The organism is Kitasatospora sp. NPDC058063 (assembly GCF_042885395.1).
Classification (GTDB): domain Bacteria; phylum Actinomycetota; class Actinomycetes; order Streptomycetales; family Streptomycetaceae; genus Kitasatospora; species Kitasatospora lactacystinica.
The window spans coordinates 190,437-209,683 of the sequence record NZ_JBHVSD010000005.1 but is presented as its reverse complement, the minus strand read 5'-3'; the positions used below and the strand labels follow the sequence as shown (position 1 = coordinate 209,683).

Below are 19,247 nucleotides of genomic sequence, written 5' to 3'. Positions count from 1 at the left end.
CCCCCCGTCCGGTGGTCGCGCGGTTCAGCTGTTGTCGACGCCGGTGACGGCCTTGCTCCCCTGGCCCGTGGCCTTGGCGTTCCCGGTCCGATCCGCCCGGAAGCTCCCGCCGCCCGCGCCCCCGGGGTCGCGCACGCCGGTGCTGGCCACTCCGCCCTCGCTCGCCTCGGCCGCGCCGGTGCGGACGGCCGTGCGGACCCGGCCGGAAGCCGACGCCGCTGCCGCGGACCGCTGCTGGAGAACGGCCCAGACCAGGGCGGCGATGCCCGAAGCGCCCTGGACCGACGCACCGACCAGCTGCCCGGCGTCGGGGCCGTCCATCAACCAGAACACCGGCGTCGAGACGATTCCCGCCACCGCCACCACGATCACCGAGACAGTCCATCCACGCGACATCCCCAGCCCCCTTCCACGCCGGGCCCGTCCCGGGCCCGCGAGCCACCACCCCGATGCGCCCGTATTTCCCCAGTGGCAGCACCTTCACTCGCCCGTGCGGCGCCCGTGGACGAATCGTGAATCATCCGGGACCGCTTCGTGGCAGAAGGCGACCGCGGGGGCTCCCCCACCCACCGCGCGCCGCGGCAGGCCGCTTCGCAACGCCGAGTCGGCCCGCAAGGTCGGACATCGGTGGTGGGGCGGTGTCGGTGGCGACGCCTAGGGTGCCTCGTATCCGAGACCAGGAGAAGGACATGCGCTTTGTCGACGACGTGGCCGTACCGGTGTCAGGCGAGTGGGAGGCATGGCTCGCCTACGCGGACGCGCTCACCGCGGCAGGTGATCCACGAGGCGAGGCGATCCGGCTGGAGCACCTCCAGGAGAACGGCGGCGGGGATGCGGCCGAGCTTGCCAAGGTGTACGGGCAGGTGGAGCGTGCGCTCGGCCTCGATCCTCTGCGCGGTGACGGCTCCTGGCAGTTCACCTGGTCCCGCGGCTTCATCGACAAGGCCGTCTTCCGGCTGGTGGCGGAGACCGCGCCGCAGCGCCGGGCGCTGGTGGAACGGCTCCTGGCGGACCTGCCCCTCCCGGAGCCGCCCCTCTCCGGGGCCTTCGATCCGACCGATCCCGAGCAGTGGGAAGCGGCGCTGATCGACGTCCTGCTGTCCCACCCGGCGAGCCGCCTGCTGGCCGGCCTGGAACTGCACCTCACCGACTACCACCACTCCGCCGAACGCGCCGCGGCCGCCCTGGCCCGTCGGCGGTGGCCCCGCCTGGAGTCCCTGTACTTCGGCCACGACTTCGACACGCTCTACGAGCACCACAAGACATCGACGGGCAACCGGATCGAGCCCGAGACGTACCTGCACGACGCGGTGGTGCCCAAGGAGGTGGAGCGCGCCCTGTGGAGGTCCCTGCCCGCACTGCGCACCCTGGAACTCGAAGGCGCTTTCCTGTTCGACGATGTGGAGCACGAAACCCTGACCCATCTGCGGACCCGGGGGGCCGTCTTCTCGGACGGTTCCCTGTTCGCGTTCTCGGCACCCGGTCTCACCTCGCTGGAGGTGGAGATCGGCCATGACATCCACGGCGTCGTGGGGACGAACGCCCAGCTGGAGGAACTCCAGGCCGCCAGTTATCCGCTGCTCCGGAGCCTCGACCTGAGCGAGGCGCACTTCGACCCCGACGGGGCCGGCGACTTCGCCGTCCTCGCGGAGAGCTCGCTGCTCCCCCAGCTCGCGTACCTGGGCATCAGGGACCTGGTGATCGAGGACACGGACGACGACCGGGACCCGCTGACCGTTCTGACGGAACTGGCCCCCCGATTCGCCCATCTCGACCTGCACGTGGACGGCGACATCGACATCGAGGGAGCCGACGACCAGGACGTCGACCGCGTCCTCGCCGCGCTCGGCTTGGGCGAGCACGCGGACACCGATGACGCGGACGTCGATTGAGCGACGCGCGAGACCCGCACGCCGGGCACTCCACCCGCTCCCGGCTCGTCGTGGCACGGACGGTCAGGTACTCGGCGTGGACGGCGATGCCATCGGCGGGTTCGCCTGCCTGCCGGATCCCGTCCGGCGTGTGCAGGTCGGGTGCCGAGTGCCTGTATCGACCGTTGCTTCCGCCGATCTGCTAACCTGCCGGAGGCCGTGCGAGAGAACAAGGAGGTGGTACCCGTGAACGTATCGACATGGGTGCTCTCCTCCGGGGTCACGGTCGGGCGATAGGTCGTCGTCCGGGAGCGCCGTTCCAGCGCATTCCCGAAAGGCACGACCATGAACTTCACTTCCGAACAGCGCCTCGACGACGACATCCTCGAGCGCGAGTTCACCCTCGGCGAGATCCCCGGCATCCTGTGGACGCCCGCATCCGCTTCCGCGTCCGAGCCGGTCCCGCTGGTCCTGCTCGGCCACCCGCCGCTCGGCCTGCACAAGATGTACCCCCGGCTGGTCGCCCGGGCCCGACGCTGCGCGGCGGACGGCTTCGCCGCCGCCACCATCGAGCTGCCCGGGAGCGGTGACCGGCCCCGCTGGGACGCGGCCGAACAGGCCCGCGCCGACCTGCGGCAGGCCATGGCCGCCGGTGAGCCGGTCAGTGACGAGATCATCGACGCCCTCATCCTCCCGCTCGTCGACCGGGCCGTCCCGGAATGGCGGGCCGCCCTGGACGCCCTGCTCGCGCTGCCCGGGATCGGCGGCCCGGTCGGGTACTCGGGGGGAATCATCTCCATCGGCATCCGGCTGGCGGTGGTCGAACCGCGCATCGTGGCCGCCGGCCTCTTCGCCGGGAGCTTCGTGCCCCGCGCCATGTTCGAGGAGGCCCGCCGGGTCACCGTTCCGCTGCACGTCCTGCTGCAGTGGGACGACGAGGGGAACGACCGGCAGGCGTCCCTGGACCTGTTCGACGCCTTCGGCTCCCAGGAGAAGACGCTGCACGCCAACATGGGCGGGCACACGGGCGTCCCGCAGTTCGCCGGGGAGGACGCGGCCGGATTCTTCGCCCGGCACCTGCGCTAGCCACGGGCCGGACCGGTGGACGGTAGGCAGTGCCGACCGACACACCACTCGTCAGGACGGCCTGGGCCCCGGCCCGTGCCTTCCGTGACGGCGCCGGCCGGCAGGTGCACAACCGCCTCGACCGGGCCGGTACCAGCCATCGGCGGTACCGGCCCGGCCGGGCGGCGCCCGGTCGGGGCGGCGCTCGGTCACCAGCCGCACCGAACCGACTCCGGCCCGGGCTGTACCGGCGTCAGGCTTTGCGGATCCGGTCGCCGATCTCCGGCCTCGCCTCGAACCCGGCCGCTCTGTAGGTGGCGACGGCACCGGCGTTGGAGCTCGGGGTGCACACCCGAACGCTCGACGAGCCCATCGCCCGCAGCGCGGCCGCCCCGGCGACGGTGATCGCCCGACCGTACCCGCGACCGCGGTGGTCCTCGTGGACGCCCATCGGCTCGACCAGTCCCGGCTTCCCCGGGCCGGCGGACCAGACCGTCACCACCGCCGCCGGGTTGCCGTGGTCGTCGTAGGCGCCCAGGCAGCGGGCGTCGGCAAAGAACGGCCCCGCCGACATCGCGTGCCAGTACTCGCGCGTGGGCCGCGAGGTGTTGAACGCCGACCGCAGAACGTCGGCGAAGTCCTGCGCCTGCTCCGGGCCGATCGCCCTGATCCGCGCGCCGGGCTCCTCCACCGCTTCCGCGAGGTCGCGGAAGAGCGGCGTCCACGGCTCGTCGACGCCCCAGCCGTCCTCGGTCAGCAGGTCGTGAAGCAGCAGGCCCGGCGGCGCCTCGACGGACACCGTTCCATCCGGCAGCACGTCGCGGTCAGGCAGCGAAATGTCCTCGACGAGCCGCCGTGCCAAGTCCTCGTCCTGGAACGCGTCGGGAGCGACCGTCATCCGCAACACCGTCGGCGAGTCCAGCATCCCGACGGCGAGGATCCGTCCGCCCCGGCTCCAGGTCCGAACCGCCGCGGCCGTCTCAGCCGTTCCGAGCCGATGGTTCCAGCCGATGTCCCCCGCGTGCAGCTGCATCGGCGCTCCGTCGTCCTGCCACTCCCGCAGTGCGCCCATGGCCTCGCGCACCCCGCCTGCGGTCGGCGTTTCCAGCACTATCGTCATAGCCGAGATCCGACACCCCGTCCCGGAGATCTGCAACCCATTAACCGGAAGTCCTGCCGACCACGGTGGCTCTCCGGTCCGGTTGCCGAGCGGTCACGGAACGTCGCACTCTGATAAGAGGCACCTCCGCAGGTCAGGTGAATCGCAGAAATTCAAGAAGTGGGCGCCATGCAGCTGCCAGCGGAAATCGACAAGGTAGTCGCGCCGCCGGAAGGTGGTGACTTCAGCGGACGACGAAGCCGTCACGGACATCGTCATCGCCACGATCACGGGTGCCGTCTCGGCCTCGTTCTACCTGACCCGCGCCCAGGCCGCTGTCATCACGGAGCGGTTCTGGACTCCGGAGCGGATTCGCCGCACGGGGCTCCGCCCGATATCCCCTGAGGAAACCGAAGGGATTCGAGTGGAGCTGGGCATCGGGGTCGCGAACTTCAGATGTGCTCCGATCACGTGCGCCTGCGGCCACGCCCACGACGCATTCGCCTTCATTCGGCAAGGGATTCGCGAGCACGGCCTCGATGTCGTCAATTCTGTGTTCTCCCTGAAGGATTCGACGTTCCTCCAGGCCAATGCATCGTTCACCCCGATCTGCCCCGTGGACGACCAAGAGCTGAGCCGCACCCACCGCGCCGACGACGGCTTCGCATACGACTGCGACGAGTACGGCGGGTGCTGCTACCAGAAGTGATGCGAGGGCGTTCCGCGAGTATCGGTGGTTGTTCCTCCGTCACTCGGCCAGGGCCGCGCGGAGGAACGCGAGGATCTCGTCACCGTCACCGTCGCCGCGACATGGGTGGCCTGTTAAGTACGGTCGTGTGCGGGACACTGCGCGGTCTGGTCACGGGGTGTCGCGACCGGTTGCTTCGGCCTTTGCCTGCAGCTCGTCGGGCCGCTGAGGCAGTTCACCATCGCCAACTCCAACCACCCCAACCACACCGTGCAGACCCGGGCCCTGCACGCCTACCTGCGCTGGCGCAACGCCAACGCCGGCCACCGCGACGTCCTCGCCGCCGAACGCAAAGAACGCGCCCGCATCCGAAGCGAGAAAGGCATCCGCTGGGGCGGACGGCCTCTCAAGAGCGCAGCTTGATCCAACCTGGCGGACCTGTCCGGCCGCATCACTAGGGTTTCGGCCATGAGTGACGACGTTCATATGACCGCTTCGGCTTCGGATCCGTCGGGGGCGGAAGGGTGGTGGACGGACCTGCCATGGCTGGTGAACGCTGATCCGGAGCGGGTTCTGGGGTTGCTGGCTTCCGATGCGGATTCCGATGCGCGACTGATGGCTGCGGTCTACCGGGCGTCGGTGGACGTACACCGGGACGTGCCACTGTGGGTGCGGCGGCAGCTGCTGGCCCTGGACGCGGCTCGGTACGGGGACCGGGAGTTGTCGGCACGGATTGCCGCCGTGTCAGTGGAGGATGTCGACACCGAGCCATGGCAGGTGCTGTGGTCCACCGGCGCGCAGAGTGACCCGCACTTCCAGATGAACCCGTCCGGTCACACCGGCGGTGTTGACGCGGTGGTGACAACCTTCTCGGACGGCCGCCACGTCGTGGTCACCGGCAGCAAGGACCAGACGGTCCGGGTGCGGGACCTTGAGACCGGCCAACCGGTCGGCGGGCCCATGAGCGACCTCAACGGCAGAGTGTGGGCGGTGGCGACGGAGGTCGTGGACGGTCGGCCGTGCGTCGTCACGGCCAGCGACTGGGCGGTACTCGCGTGGGACCTGGCCACCCGCCAGCAGACGGGCGAGCTGCCGGGGATCAACGGTGAGGTGTGGTGTCTGGGCACGGCTGTCGTCCAGGGGCGACCGTGTGCGCTCGCCAGCGACGACGACGTGTCCGTGCGGGTCTGGGATCTGGCCCGTGGGGAACAGGTCGGCGAACTCACCGGACACGACGACTTCCTGATGGCCATCGACACGCTGGTGATCGATGACAGGCCCCATGCGGTGGGCTGTACGAGCGGTGGCAAGGTCTGGCAGTGGGACCTGACCACCGGACAACCGGTCGGGGAGCCCCTGCCGGGCCACGACGGCGAAGCGTGGGCGGTCGCGACAGCGGTCGTCGGCGGCAGAGCCCACGCGATCACGGCAGGTTACGACGCCACCGTGCGCGTGTGGGACCTGGTCATGGGACGGGAAGTCGGCAGGCTGGTCGGCCACGAAGGCACCGTGTCCGCGGTGGTGACCGCGGTGATCGGTGGAGAACTCCGGGTCGTCACCGGTGGTTCGGATGGAACGGTGTGCCTGTGGGAGCTGGCCGCCGGGCGGCAGATCGGCCGGGAGCTGGTGTTTCCCGCGCCAGTCCATGCGCTGACCGTGACCCCGGAAGGCTCGCTCGTGGTGGGCTTCGGCGGCGACGTCGCGGTCCTGTCCCTGCATGCCGACCCTGACTCTACTGGGCCGTGAGCCGTTGGTGCTGTGACCGGATGGTTGCTGGTTCCGCCCCGGCGATGAGGACAAAACGCAGCCAGCGGCTGCGCAACCCGCCGAAGGGTTCTTGAAACGTGTCGAAGCCGATCCGGAGCGTGCCGGTGGCGGCACTGGCGTTGGTGACGGTGGTCAGGCACAGCGCCACCGCGGTGGCGGCCAGGCCGGCGGCTTGGAGCAGTCGTTTCACGAGATCTCCTCAACAGAAGGGGTCTTGAGAAAAGTTCGTTCCGGTGCGACCGAGCGTGTGCAGCCACCCATCCGTGTGAACCCGTCCGCCCCGGGTCGGCAAGGCGGCCCAGCATGCCGGTGACCAGGGCGGTCTGGGTGGGCACGGCATCGGGTAGATGAACTCGCCCTGGGCGTGGGCGCCGTGGCCGACCACGCCCATGCCGCACAGCTCCCCGTCCAGCTCGCCGCCGCCGACCTGCTGGAGCAGGACCCGTTCGGGCCGGCCGAGCTCTGCTCCGCCCTCGACCCCACCGCGGGCCGAGGAGCACCGAAGTCGTCACTCGCGCGCTCCGGTCTCACTCCAGTGCCGCATCCACCAACTCGGGTGGGATGACCTGGGTCGATTCACCAATATGACCGGGCAGGAACACGGTCCTCGAGTCCGGACGACAGCCCCTCAGTCTCCATGCCCGGGGCCGTCGCTGTCAGTCCGTATGGTTCCGGGTTCCGTGCCCCGCGGCGCGTCGCTACCGTCCGAACCGTCGGAAATCCGGCGGTCCGGACGGGCCGCCGTCACGCGCCTTCAGGAGGTCACGGTGACCGCGAACCACCTCACCCGCAGGAGCATCCTCAAGTCCGCCGGCGGGCTCGGCGCCGCGCTGGCGCTCGGCGGCGCGGGCGTCCTCGCGACTGCCTCTGCCGCTCGCGCGGCCGACGACGGCTTCGGCCTGCACATCTCCGACCGCAACGAGGGCGACGCCCGGATGTGGTACTACCGTTTCCGGACCGCCGAGATCGGCTGGGAGCCGGCCGTCAACGTGCTGCTTCCCGACGACTACCACACCAGCGGCCGCACCTACCCGGTCCTCTACCTGCTGCACGGCGGCCTCCAGGACTTCATCGAGTTCGACCGCCGGGGCGTCCGCGACTGGACCATCGGCAAGCCGCTGATCGTCGTGATGCCCGACGGCGGGCAGGCCGGCTGGTACTCCAACCCGGTCAGCACCAACGTCGGCCCCCGCAACTGGGAGTCCTTCCACATCAACCAGCTGATCCCCTGGGTCGACGCCAACTTCCGCACCTTCGCCGAGCCCGAGGGCCGCGCCGTCTCCGGCTTCTCCATGGGCGGTTTCGGCGCCCTGAAGTACGCCGCCAAGTACTGGGGTCACTTCGCCTCGGTCAGCGCCCACTCCGGCCCGGCCAGCCTGCGGCTCCACAGCGGCGCGCTCGCGCACTGGGCCAACGTCTCCTCCGCCGTGCAGGACCTGGCCGGCGGCAGCATCTACGGCATGCCGCTGTGGGACCAGGCCAGGGTGACCGCCGACAACCCGGTCGAGCGCCTGGAGAGCTACCGCAACAAGCGGATCTTCCTGGTCGCCGGTACCAGCCCCGACCCGACCAACCCCTTCGACACCTTCAACGAGACCGAAGTGCTGGCCGGCCAGCGGGAGTTCCGCGCCCTGCTCGACGGCGCCGGCATCCCGTACGAGGCCCACGAGGAGTCGGGCGGCCACTTCATCCGCCCGGACATGATGCAGCGTGACATCGACGGCATCATCGGCCGCCTCCGCAAGGCGTGAGGGGCGCTCCGATGGTCTCCCTCACTTCGCGGTCGGCCCTGGCCGCGGCCGCCCTGCTGCTGCCGCTCACCGTGCCGGCCGTTCCCGCCGCGGCCGCTCCCACCCCGGCCGCCGGTTTCGCGGCGGCCTGCCCGGCCCGCGGTCACATCTCCCAGCACTACTCCCAGGAGCACAACGGCATCGACATCGCCAACGACTACGGCACCCCGATCTACGCGGCCGGCGACGGCAGGGTCGTCCTCTCCGGCACGACGCCCGACTACGGCCAGTGGATCCGCATCCTGCACCCGGACGGGACCATCACCGAGTACGGGCACATGCAGCGGCGGGACGTCTTCGAGGGCGACGACGTGACGGCCGGCCAGCAGATCGCGCTGATGGGCAGCGAGGGCAACTCCACGGGCCCGCACCTGCACCTGCGGGTCTGGGCCGACCCGAACGCGTCCATGCGCACGGACCCGGAGCCCTATCTCGCGGAGCGCGGCGTCACCGTGCCCTGTGTCCCCGGAAGCGGCCCCCGGCCCGCGCCGCTGGAGTATCCGGCGGAGTCCGGCCGGGTGGTCTCGGCCCGGTCCGCGGACGGACGGCTCGAAGTGTTCGCGGCCGGCGCGAACGGCGTCTCGCACGCCTGGCAGACCGCGATCAACGGCGCCTGGTCCGAGTGGGAGGACCTCGGCGGCCCCGCCGGCGCGGAACTCGCCATCGGCCCCAACGCCGACGGCCGCCTGGAGATGTTCGCGATCAACGGCTCCACCCTCCAGCACCGCTACCAGCTCCAGCCCTCCGGCGCCTGGTCCGGCTGGGAGGACTTCGGCACCGGAGGCCACGACATCGCCGTCGGCACGAACCAGGACGGCCGCCTCGAAGTCTTCGCCTCCGGCCCGGTCGGCGTCTTCCACCGCTACCAGACCGCGCCCAACAGCGGCTGGTCCGGCTGGGAGGCCACCGGCGGAGGCCCCGCCAACAGCGAGATCGAACTCGGCAAGGCCCCCGACGGCCGCCTGGAAGTGTTCGCCCTCAACGGCACCACCTTCCAGCACCAGTGGCAGACCGCCGTCAACGGCACCTGGTCCACCTGGGACGACTTCGGCACCGGAGGCCACGACCTCACCGTCAGCCACAACCAGGACGGCCGCCTGGAGGTCTTCGCCTCCGGACCCGCCGGCGTCTACCACAAGTACCAGACCGACCCCACCAGTTGGTCCGGCTGGGAAGCCACCGGCGGCCCCGCCGACTCCCGGCTCACCAGCCAGCAGACCGCGGACGGCCGGGTCGAGGTGTTCGCCATCAACGGCAGCACCGCACAGCACGTCTGGCAGACCGGCCTCAACGCCCCGTACGGCCAGTGGGACACCTTCGGCACCGGCGGCACCGAGATCGGCGCCGCCACCAATGCCGACGGCCGGATCGAGGTCTTCGGCTCCAACACCGACGGGGTCCACCACAAGTGGCAGACCGGCTTCTCCACCTGGTCCGAATGGGCCTGGCTGAACACCACCCACGGACCCGCCCTCGGCCGAGGAGCCCTCACGTGACCGGAGCGCAACGCACCCTGCTGTCCGCGCTCGCCGCGCTGGCCGTGACGGCGGGCCTGGTGGTCGCCGCCCCGTCCGCGCCGGCCGCCACCGGCAGCGACCTGTGCGCCGAGGTCGGCTACCGGGCGGGCTTCCGGGGCGAAGCCCTGGTGACCGCGATCGCCGTCGGCCTCGCCGAGTCCAGCTGCAACCCGCTGGCCTCCAACACCCAGGGCAACACCCCGGACACCTCCACCGACCGCGGCCTGTGGGAGATCAACGACCACTGGCACAGCGAGGTCTCCGATGCGTGCGCCTACGACGCCCAGTGCAACGCCGACGCGGCCTACAAGATCTCCAACGGCGGCCTCGACTGGCACCAGTGGTCGACCTACAGCGCGGGCGCGCACCTGCGGCACATGGACGAGGCGCGGGCCGCCGTGGACCGGCTCGGCCACCACGAACCCGGCCCCGCGCCGCTGGAGTATCCGGCGGAGTCCGGCCGGGTGGTCTCGGCCCGGTCCGCGGACGGACGCCTCGAAGTGTTCGCGGCCGGCGCGAACGGCGTCTCGCACGCCTGGCAGACCGCGATCAACGGCGGCTGGTCGGAGTGGGAGGACCTCGGCGGCCCCGCCGGCGCGGAACTCGCCATCGGCCCCAACGCCGACGGCCGCCTGGAGATGTTCGCGATCAACGGCTCCACCCTCCAGCACCGCTACCAGCTCCAGCCCTCCGGGGCCTGGTCCGGCTGGGAGGACTTCGGCACCGGAGGCCACGACATCGCCGTCGGCACGAACCAGGACGGCCGCCTCGAAGTCTTCGCCTCCGGCCCGGTCGGCGTCTTCCACCGCTACCAGACCGCGCCCAACAGCGGCTGGTCCGGCTGGGAGGCCACCGGCGGAGGCCCCGCCAACAGCGAGATCGAACTCGGCAAGGCCCCCGACGGCCGCCTGGAAGTGTTCGCCCTCAACGGCACCACCTTCCAGCACCAGTGGCAGACCGCCGTCAACGGCACCTGGTCCACCTGGGACGACTTCGGCACCGGAGGCCACGACCTCACCGTCAGCCACAACCAGGACGGCCGCCTGGAGGTCTTCGCCTCCGGACCCGCCGGCGTCTACCACAAGTACCAGACCGACCCCACCAGTTGGTCCGGCTGGGAGGCCACCGGCGGCCCCGCCGACTCCCGGCTCACCAGTGGACGTTCGCCGGACGGCCGGGTGGAGGTGTTCGCCATCAACGGCAGCACCGCACAGCACATCTGGCAGACCGGCCTGAACGCCCCGTACGGCCAGTGGGACACCTTCGGCACCGGCGGCACCGAGATCGGCGCGGCGAACAACGCCGACGGCCGGATCGAGGTGTTCGGCTCCAACACCGACGGGGTCCACCACAAGTGGCAGACCGGCTTCTCCACCTGGTCCGAATGGGCCTGGCTGAACACCACCCACGGACCCGCCGTCGGCTGACCACGCCGGTAACCCCCTGGAGCACAGCAATGCACCCGATCAGCAGGCGCGGCCTGCTGCGGGCGGCCGGAGCGGGAGCACTCGTGCTCCCGCTCCCGGGCCGTACCGCCTCAGCGGCATCCGCCGGCGCTGCCGAACCGCCCCACCTGTGGGTCGGCGCCGGCCCGTTCGAGCAGGTCTACGACCCCTCCGCCACGCACCGCCGCTACCTCAACGACCACACCCTGGTCCGGGCCGGCGGCCGATGGCACCTGTTCAGCATCGTCGGCGACAGCGCACCGCCCGGGCAGGCGCCCGACAGCGCCGCCGAGGTCTCGCTCGCGCACGCCTCGGCGTCCTCCCCCGCCGGGCCGTGGAGCAGCCACCCGGACGCGCTGACCGTCGACCCGTCCTACTTCGGCGAGGAGCACCTGTGGGCCCCGCACGTCGTCGAGTCGGGCGGCGTCCACTGGATGTTCTACGCGGCGGGCGGGCGCGCAGGGGCGGCGATCAACGCCGCGACCTCCACCGACCTGTCCACCTGGACCAGGCTGCCGTCCGGGCCGCTGTTCCGCGGGACCGCCGCCCGCGATCCGATGGTGCTGCGGATCGGCGACCAGTGGGTGATGTACTACACCGAACTGTCCGCCCCCGGCGGGCAGCACCAGGTCTGCTACCGGCGCTCCACCGAGCTGCTGACCTGGAGCGAGCCCGGCGTCGCCTTCGCCGACGCGGCCACCGCCGCGGACGGCGTCTCGATCACCGAGTCGCCCTTCGTGGTGGCCCGGGACGGCTGGTACTACCTGTTCCTCGGACCGCGCAACGGCTACGAGGGCACCGACGTCCTCGCCTCCCGCGACCCGTTCCGCTTCTCCCTCGACGGCCGCGCCGGCCATGTGCCGGGCCACGCCGTGGAGGTGGTCACCGACGGGCGGCAGTGGTGGGCGAGCGCCGCCGGCTGGTTCCGGCGCGGCCTGTACCTGGCCCCGCTGGACTGGCGGTCCACCCCGCCACCCTGGCAGAGCCCGGACAACCCGGTCGCCGCCCCGGACGTCCGGGGCCGGCTGAACGTGTTCGCCCTCGACGCGGCCGACCGGTCGATGCTGCGCCGTGTCCAGACCGACCCGGACTCCGACATCTGGTCGGACTGGGAGGAGTTCGGGACGCCCGCCGGCGCGGTGCCCGTGCTGGGCCGCAACGCCGACGGCCGCCTGGAGGTGTTCTCGCTCGCCCCCGACGGCGCCGACCTGCACCACCGCGTCCAGCGGACGGACGGCGGCTGGACGGACTGGGAGGTCTTCGGCGGCCCGGCCGGCGCCGCCCCCGCCATCGCCCGGAACGCCGACGGCCGGCTGGAGGTCTTCGCCCTCGCCCCCGGCGGCGCCCTGATCGCCCGCCGCCGCCAGGCCTCGCCCGGCTCGACCGGCTGGGACGACTGGGACGCGGGCTTCAGCGGCCCGGTGGGCGCTCCGCCGGTCGTCACCGCCAACGCCGACGGCCGGCTGGAGGTGTTCGTGCTCGCGCCCGGCGGCGCGGCGCTGCTGCACCGCTGGCAGACCTCGGCCGGCGGCGCCTGGTCCGCGTGGGAACGCTTCGGGACGCCGGCCGGGGCCGCGCCGCGGGTGGCCCGCGACGGCACCGGGCGGCTGAACGTCACCGCGATCGCCCCCTCCGGCACGGCCGCCTTCCAGCGCCGCCAGTCGGTGCCCAGCGGCGGCTGGGACGCCTGGCAGCCGCTGCTCGGCTGGTCCACCGCGGCGCCACTGACGATCGCCGGCGCGGACGGCCGGCTGGAGGCCTTCACCCTCTCCCCCGGCGGCGAACGGCTGGCCCACCGCTGGCAGTCGGCGCCCGCCGGAGCCTGGGAGCCCGCGGGCGTCTTCGGCGAGGACTTCGGCGAGCCGGGCCTGGTGCTCGCCGCGCCGCCCTCGGCCGCGGCCGACTCCACCGGACGGCTGCACGTCTTCGCGGTGGCCGAGGACGGCCGGCTGCGCACCCGCGTTCAGGACCGTCCCGGCGGCGGCTGGCGACCGTGGGCCGCCTTCGGCGACCGCCCGGTGGCACCGCTGCGTCCGGGGGCGCCGATGCTCTGACCGAACACCCGTACACTCCGCTGCCACCTTGTCAAGTACCCTGCCGCTCCGGTTTATTGTCGTACGCGAAGAGGTACCGTCCGTCCGTCCGGCAAGAGTCGGCGCACGGGACGGGGAGCGGTGCGCGGAACGGAGGAGCGGTGCGCGGGATTATCGTCCACCTGCCGGCGGGGAACGGCGGCGACACGGCGACCTTACGGCTCGGTCCGGGAGAGCGGGCGCGCTTCGGGCGCGGATCCGCTCACAGGCCGGTAGAGCTACGCCTCGGCGACGAGTCGGTCTCGCGGCTGGCCGGTGAGATCCACGCGACCGACGACCACTGGCAGTTGAGCAACCTCAGCGACTCCCACGCCTACCTGGTGGAGAACCCGGAGGGCGCCGGCGAGTACCTGCGGGTGCCGCCACGGCGGGTCGGCGCGCCGATCCCCTTCGAGTTCTCCCGGGTGGTGCTGCCCTCCCGGCGGGAAACCCCGCTGTCCTTCCAGGTGTTCGCGCCCGACCACGTCTACCTGGACCTGGACGCCCGCGGCGGCTCCTGGGAGAGCCGCACCATGACCGCGTACTCGCTGGACGAGACCGCCACCTACTTCCTGGTCCTGGTCGCACTCTGCGAACCATGGCTGCGCGACCGCTCCCTCGCCACCGTGCCCACCACCCCGCAGGTGGTCGCGCGGTTGCAGGGCCACCCCTCCTGTGCCCGTCTCACCGCCCGCGCGGTCAGCTCCCACCTCGACTACCTCGCCGCCGAGAAGCTCCGCGTCGACCTGCCCGACGACGACCGCGCGGACCGCCGCAGCGGCAAACGCGAGGCCGTGGTGGGGCTCGCCCTGAAGTTCGGCATCGTCCGCGAGGAGCACCTCGTGCTCCTGCCGGACCCCGGCCCCGGCCGGTCCGGACGGTAGGGGGGCCGGCTGTGCCGCAGAACCCGGCCTTCCCCGGGGACGGCGAGGAACTCCTGCCGACCGGCCACCGGGTCGGGGAGTGGACCGTCACCGGGCTGATCGGCGAGGGCGGCTGGGCAACGGTGTACGCCGCCCACCGGGCCGACGGCGGGGGCGGGGCGGATGACACGGTCGCCCTCAAGGTGCTGCTGACCGCCGGACTCGCGCCCCGCCAGGCCCGCCAGGTCGCCGAAGCCGCCCGGCGCGAAGCCGAGTTGGGCCGTACCGCCCCGCACCCCCGGCTGGTGCGGCTGCTCGACGCCATCGTCCTGGCCGCCCCCGACCAGCCCTCGCTCGACGGCGCGATCGTCCTGGTCATGGAACGCGCCCGGTGCACCCTGCGCGACCTGCTCGCCATCGGCATCGACGAGGCCGACGGCGCCAGGATCGTCACCGGCATCTGCGAGGGCCTGGCCCACCTGCACCGCTCCGGCTGGGTCCACACCGACCTCAAGCCGGAGAACGTCCTCATCGGCGCGGACGGAGAGGTCCGCCTCTCCGACTTCGGCCTCGCCATCGAACTCACCGGCTCCCACGGCCACGGCTCCCCGATGGGCACCCCCGACTACCTCCCGCCGGAGCGCTGGAAGGAACCGCTCGGCGAACACGGCGTCAGAATTCGCACCACCGCCGACATCTGGGCGCTCGGCATCGTGATCCACGAGGTCTTCGCCGCCGGCAGCCGGCCGTTCCCCGGCGCCACCTCCGCCGCCCGCTGCGCCACCACCCAGCAGTACGCGGAAGGCCGCGCCGCCCTGCGGCTGGCCGCCGCCGTCCCCCCGTTCTGGCGCGCCCTGGCCGCCGACTGTCTCGCCCCCACCCACGCCGCTCGCGCCCCGCACACCGCGGAGAGCCTGCTCGCCCGCATCCGCGCCCACCGCCCCGGCCGGCGCGCGCGCCGCCCGACCCCGCGCCCTCGCACCGCTCTGCTGGCCCTGGTTTCCTGCGCCACGGTCGCCGTCACCGGCACTGCCCTCTGGCCGCACCCGGGACCGTCCGGACAACCCGCCCACATCCGGGTCTTCAACACCGAACGCGGCTGTCAGGACCGCACCGACCGCGACCCTCAGTGCAGCCTCGGCCTCGCCGTCGACCCTCTGCGCCCCTACACCGCCGACAACGTCGTCCCCGTGCGGGTCTGGCACAACGACACCCTCGACGCCGACTGCCAACTCCCGACCGGCCTCCCCGTCATCAACGAGGAGGACCTCGTCTCCACCCTCTGGTACCGCGTCCGCCTGCCCGGACCCACCACCGCCTGGCTCCCCGCCGTCCGCACGAGGGACCGTCCGGCCCTGCTCCGCTGCCTGTGACCGCCGCCCGCGCGGCTGCCGTCCGCTCCGGCCCGTCTCCGGCCCGCGCGGGGACACCCCGAAGCGCGTACGGGGCTCGACCCGCTGCGACAGCCGCGGGTCGAGAACGGGGACCTCGTCAAGGATTCGGCCCCGCGCGGGCCCAGGCGTCCGGTGCTACAGGTCCGCGGTCTTCAGCAGTCCTCCTCGCCGGCAGTCCGCGTGGCCCGCGCCGCGCAGCAGCAGGCCGAGCGAGAGCATCGCGGACAGGCCGAGCAGCACCGTGGACCAGAACCAGAAACGCACCCAGGTGTCGGGGACAGGCAGCAGGATCGCCAGAACGGCCGGATACAGGACCAGCAGCCACCCCAACCGCCGTTCCGCCCTGGACTGTTGGTGCAGCTGCCTGGCTGCCCTCTCGCCCTGCCCGGCGGCCCCACTGGTGATCAGTCTCAGCCCTTCGGCGGTGGTCAGCCGACACGTGTGCACGAGCGCCGCGATCATCGTGAGGAGCAGGGCGAGCCCCAGTAACTGGGCCCATTCGGGCACTCTGGGACGGTCTGACACGGTGACCGTCAGCATGGGCACCGCGAACAGCAGGGTGCTCAACGCCTCGAAGGCGAAGAGCCGGGTGGCGGGGGCAGGGGGCGTGGACACCAGCGCCCCCTTGGACACCAGCGCCCCCTTGGACAGCAGCGTGTCCTTGGACAGCCGTCTCCGGTGGCCGCAGGCGCAACCGATCGCTCGGGGGCGGTGCGGATCCGTCATGACCCCGGCTGCGCTTCGCCGACGCCCGCGCGGACGGACCCCTCGGAGACGGACCGGTCCGGGGCGACGCGCGGCACCGTCAGGATGTACTCCTCCGGGTCGATGGCCCGCGTGCGACGGCGGAACTGCCAGGTCGACGCGGGCCAGATGGTGGTGACACGGCCCGTGCGGTCCTGGTACCAGCCGGAACAACCGCCCGCGGCCCAGACCGTGGGGGCCATCCGGTTCTGCAGTTCGGCGTTGTACGCGTGCTGTGTCTCCGCGCGCACGTCAACGGAGCCCAGACCGCGGCTCCGCATCAGCTGCAGGGCGCTGACGAGGTAGTTGATCTGCGACTCGATCATGTGGATGAGGCTGGTGTGCCCCACGCCCGTGTTGGGTCCTGCCATCAGGAACAGGTTGGGGAATCCCGCGACGGTGGTGCCGAGGTGTGCCTGCGGGCTGCCTTGCCAGACCTCGTTCAAGGACCGTCCGTCACCGCCTATGACGCGCTGCGCGTAGGAGGCGTCGGTGACACGGAACCCGGTCCCGAAGATCAGTACGTCCACTGGATGCGTGGTGCCGGCGGGTTCGGTGCCACCGGGTTCGGCTCGGGTGCCGCCGCGCGGGGCGGTGAGGACCGCGTTCGGTTCGACGCTCGCGATCGGGTCGGTGACCACGTGGACGTTGGGTTGGACCAGGGCCGGGTAGTAGTCGTCGGACAGCAGGACCCGCTTGCAGCCCAGTGCGTAGTCCGGGGTCAGCTTGGAGCGCAGCTCGGGGTCCTTGACCTGGCGGTGCAGGTGGGACAGTGCCTCCCGGCGCCCCAGCGCGGCCATGGTGCGGTTGCCGAGCAGTGCCGGCAGCGTCGCCTCCCGTGCCATGTACTCCCAGCCCCGCGCCAGTCGCTGCGCCGTCGGGGCGAGCTGGAACAGGCGGTGCTGCCATGCCGGTACCGGCCGGTCCTGGCGCGGGGCGATCCATGACGGAGTGCGCTGGAAGACAGTCACCTGCCGGGCCGTGCGCTGCAGGTGGGGGATGAACTGGACGGCGCTCGCGCCGGTGCCGATCACGCCCACCCGCTTGGCCGACAGGTCCAGGCCGTGTTTCCATCCGGCGGAGTGGAACGCTTCTCCGGTGAAGCCGTCCAGGCCGGGCAGCGAGGGGACGGCCGGCTCCGAAAGGGGCCCTTGGGCCATCACCAGCAGCCCGGCGCTGAGCGGTCCGGTGCTGGTGTCCAGCTCCCAGCGCAGCCGATCGGGGTCCCAGGTGGCGCGCCGCAGTTCGCAGCCGAGCCGAAGGCGCGGCGCCAGGTCGTACCGGTCGACGCAGCGCTTCAGGTACCGGTCGATCTCCTCCTGGGGTGCGAAGCGCCTGCTCCAGGTGGGGTTTGGCGCGAACGAGAACGAGTACAGGCGCGAGGGCACGTCGCAGGCGCATCCGGGATAGGCGTTGTCCCGCCACGTGCCGCCGACCTCGTCGGCCCGCTCCAGTATCAGCAGGTCGCGGTGGCCCTCCTGCAGCAGCCGGATGGCTGTGCCGAGGCCTGCGAATCCCGCGCCGACGATGACGACGGACACGTGTCCGGGTGAGGCGCCGGCTGCTTCGTACGGGGCCGGGCCCGTGGTGTGCGGGTCGGTCATGGTTCCCCTCCGTCCAGAATAATGTTCGAACTGAATGCTATCGTATGCACTACGATCGTAATTCACTCGATAGATGGAGCAGCGAATGAGGATTCTGGCTCTCGGAGGCCCCGGAGCAATGGGTGCGGTAGCGGTACGCGTGGCGGCCGGACTCCCCGGCGTCACCGAGATCGTCGTGGCCGACCGGAACCTGGAGGCGGCCCGGACACTGGTGCGCCGACTCGACGAGGACGGCACGGGCGGAGCGCCGATGCGGGCGCTGAAGGTGGACGTGACCGACAGCGGCGCCCTGCACGCCGCGCTGGAGGACGCGGACGTCGTCCTCAACACCGTCGGCCCGTACTACCGCTTCGGCCTGACCGTGCTGCGAGCCGCGATCACGACCGGCACCCACTACCTGGACATCTGCGACGACTGGGAGCCGACCCTGCAGATGCTCGGCCTGGACGAGGAGGCCCGGGCCGCCGGGGTCCGTGCCGTGGTGGGAATGGGCGCCAGCCCCGGCGTCAGCAACCTGCTGGCCACCCGTGCCGTCCGGCAACTGGACCACGTGCAGGATCTGTACACCGCCTGGCCCGTCGACGTCTCCGGCAGCGGTGGGGACGACGAGCAGCTGAGCGACCCCGACGGGCGTCCCAGCGCGGCCGCCGTGCACTGGATGGAGCAGATCAGCGGGAAAGTCGCGATGGTCAGCGGCGGACGGCTCGTTCACCGGCGGCCGCTCCAGCCGGTCGCCCTCTCCGTATCCGCCGGACACACCGGCACGGCCTACACCGTCGGCCACCCCGAGCCGGTCACCCTGCACCGCAGCTTCCGGCCGGCCGGCGAAGCCGCCAACCTCATGGTCGTCACCCCGGGCACGATCGCCTACCTCGACGTCCTGCGCCGCGACATCGACGCCGGAAAACTCACCAACGAGACCGCGGCAGCCGAACTCGCCAAGCCCTCGGTGTCCCGCGCGCTGCGAGCCACCGCCGGTGCCATGACCCGCAAGGGGCCCGGGTCACTGCCCCCGTTCTTCGCCGCCGCCACCGGCACCCGCGACGGCCGCCGCGTCACAGCCCTCGCCCGGCTCGCCGATACACCCGGCGCCTCGGCACTGCTCAACGACATGGCGGAGGCAACCGGACTGCCCCTGGCGCTGGGGCTCGCGCAACTGCTCGACGGCACCGGTGGCCACCTCGGCGTCCACCCGCCGGAGACGGCCATCGACGCCGACCGCTTCTTCCTCGACCTGGCCCGCCACGTACCCGACCTTCCCGGCCACGACGGCCCCCACGACGGCGTGATCATCGACGTGACCCCGACCCGGTGAAACGCGGCAGGAG

16 protein-coding genes and 2 pseudogenes are annotated in these 19,247 nt (G+C 72.0%); 12 read left to right on the top strand and 6 right to left on the bottom strand.

The features are described 5' to 3' along the window. Window positions 1-24: 24 nt before the first annotated feature. Entirely contained in the window at window positions 25-396 is a 372-nt protein-coding gene (locus ACFVUY_RS10685; protein ID WP_387729018.1) for a hypothetical protein, read from the bottom strand. 293 nt (window positions 397-689) lie between these two features. Here ACFVUY_RS10685 and ACFVUY_RS10680 point away from each other — a divergent pair, with 293 nt between their 5' ends. Both ACFVUY_RS10680 and ACFVUY_RS10675 read left to right on the top strand, forming a co-directional pair. Then, window positions 690-1,892, top strand: a complete 1,203-nt coding sequence (locus ACFVUY_RS10680; protein WP_387729016.1) for a hypothetical protein — start codon at window positions 690-692, stop codon at window positions 1,890-1,892. A gap of 324 nt (window positions 1,893-2,216) precedes the next feature. Then, window positions 2,217-2,957, top strand: coding sequence for an alpha/beta hydrolase (locus tag ACFVUY_RS10675; protein WP_387729014.1), 741 nt, complete (start codon window positions 2,217-2,219; stop codon window positions 2,955-2,957). A 232-nt stretch (window positions 2,958-3,189) separates the two neighbouring features. On the opposite strand, the gene ACFVUY_RS10670 is transcribed toward ACFVUY_RS10675, so the two are convergent. Further along, on the bottom strand, window positions 3,190-4,056 hold the full coding sequence (locus tag ACFVUY_RS10670; protein WP_387729011.1) for a GNAT family N-acetyltransferase: 867 nt from the start codon (window positions 4,054-4,056) through the stop codon (window positions 3,190-3,192). A 217-nt stretch (window positions 4,057-4,273) separates the two neighbouring features. On the opposite strand from ACFVUY_RS10670, the gene ACFVUY_RS10665 reads away from it, so the two are divergent. From ACFVUY_RS10665 to ACFVUY_RS10655, 3 genes and pseudogenes are all read left to right on the top strand, one after another. Next, window positions 4,274-4,744 (top strand): hypothetical protein, encoded by a 471-nt coding sequence (locus tag ACFVUY_RS10665; protein ID WP_387729008.1) that lies wholly within the window; start codon window positions 4,274-4,276, stop codon window positions 4,742-4,744. A 198-nt stretch (window positions 4,745-4,942) separates the two neighbouring features. Beyond that, window positions 4,943-5,146, top strand: a pseudogene (locus tag ACFVUY_RS10660) (IS630 family transposase); the annotation flags it as partial. Between the two features lie 45 nt (window positions 5,147-5,191). Then, complete coding sequence (locus ACFVUY_RS10655; protein ID WP_387729005.1) at window positions 5,192-6,469, top strand: WD40 repeat domain-containing protein; 1,278 nt, start codon at window positions 5,192-5,194, stop codon at window positions 6,467-6,469. Here ACFVUY_RS10655 and ACFVUY_RS10650 read toward each other — a convergent pair. After that, a complete protein-coding gene (locus ACFVUY_RS10650) occupies window positions 6,456-6,680 on the bottom strand; it encodes a hypothetical protein (RefSeq protein WP_387729002.1) in 225 nt (74 codons plus the stop codon). The genes ACFVUY_RS10655 and ACFVUY_RS10650 overlap by 14 nt on opposite strands. A gap of 85 nt (window positions 6,681-6,765) precedes the next feature. Continuing rightward, window positions 6,766-6,890: pseudogene (locus tag ACFVUY_RS10645) on the bottom strand (M20 family peptidase); the annotation flags it as partial. 367 nt (window positions 6,891-7,257) lie between these two features. Between ACFVUY_RS10645 and ACFVUY_RS10640 the strand changes: the two are divergent. The 6 genes from ACFVUY_RS10640 to ACFVUY_RS10615 all read left to right on the top strand — a co-directional run bounded on the left by ACFVUY_RS10640 (window position 7,258) and on the right by ACFVUY_RS10615 (window position 15,550). Continuing rightward, window positions 7,258-8,241, top strand: coding sequence for an alpha/beta hydrolase (locus ACFVUY_RS10640; protein ID WP_387729000.1), 984 nt, complete (start codon window positions 7,258-7,260; stop codon window positions 8,239-8,241). Window positions 8,242-8,252: 11 nt separating this feature from the next. Continuing rightward, the gene (locus tag ACFVUY_RS10635) at window positions 8,253-9,776 is read left to right on the top strand and encodes a peptidoglycan DD-metalloendopeptidase family protein (protein ID WP_387728997.1); all 1,524 of its coding nucleotides are present in this window, start codon (window positions 8,253-8,255) and stop codon (window positions 9,774-9,776) included. Beyond that, on the top strand, window positions 9,773-11,224 hold the full coding sequence (locus ACFVUY_RS10630) for a hypothetical protein (RefSeq protein WP_387728994.1): 1,452 nt from the start codon (window positions 9,773-9,775) through the stop codon (window positions 11,222-11,224). The genes ACFVUY_RS10635 and ACFVUY_RS10630 overlap by 4 nt, the downstream gene beginning before the upstream one ends. 29 nt (window positions 11,225-11,253) lie before the next feature. After that, window positions 11,254-13,296 (top strand): glycosyl hydrolase family 32, encoded by a 2,043-nt coding sequence (locus tag ACFVUY_RS10625; protein WP_387728992.1) that lies wholly within the window; start codon window positions 11,254-11,256, stop codon window positions 13,294-13,296. 140 nt (window positions 13,297-13,436) lie between these two features. Next, a complete protein-coding gene (locus ACFVUY_RS10620; protein WP_387684440.1) occupies window positions 13,437-14,198 on the top strand; it encodes a serine/threonine protein kinase in 762 nt (253 codons plus the stop codon). Window positions 14,199-14,209: 11 nt separating this feature from the next. Next, the gene (locus ACFVUY_RS10615) at window positions 14,210-15,550 is read left to right on the top strand and encodes a serine/threonine-protein kinase (protein ID WP_387728989.1); all 1,341 of its coding nucleotides are present in this window, start codon (window positions 14,210-14,212) and stop codon (window positions 15,548-15,550) included. Window positions 15,551-15,706: 156 nt separating this feature from the next. Here the strand turns inward: ACFVUY_RS10615 and ACFVUY_RS10610 are convergent, their stop codons facing one another. Together ACFVUY_RS10610 and ACFVUY_RS10605 are read right to left on the bottom strand one after the other, a co-directional pair. Continuing rightward, entirely contained in the window at window positions 15,707-16,297 is a 591-nt protein-coding gene (locus ACFVUY_RS10610) for a hypothetical protein (RefSeq protein WP_387728987.1), read from the bottom strand. Continuing rightward, window positions 16,294-17,919: a flavin-containing monooxygenase gene (locus ACFVUY_RS10605; RefSeq protein WP_387728985.1), complete on the bottom strand. Its 1,626-nt coding sequence runs from the start codon at window positions 17,917-17,919 to the stop codon at window positions 16,294-16,296. The genes ACFVUY_RS10610 and ACFVUY_RS10605 overlap by 4 nt, the downstream gene beginning before the upstream one ends. A gap of 73 nt (window positions 17,920-17,992) precedes the next feature. Here ACFVUY_RS10605 and ACFVUY_RS10600 point away from each other — a divergent pair, with 73 nt between their 5' ends. Beyond that, entirely contained in the window at window positions 17,993-19,234 is a 1,242-nt protein-coding gene (locus tag ACFVUY_RS10600) for a saccharopine dehydrogenase family protein (RefSeq protein ID WP_387728982.1), read from the top strand. The last annotated feature ends 13 nt before the right edge of the window (window positions 19,235-19,247 follow it).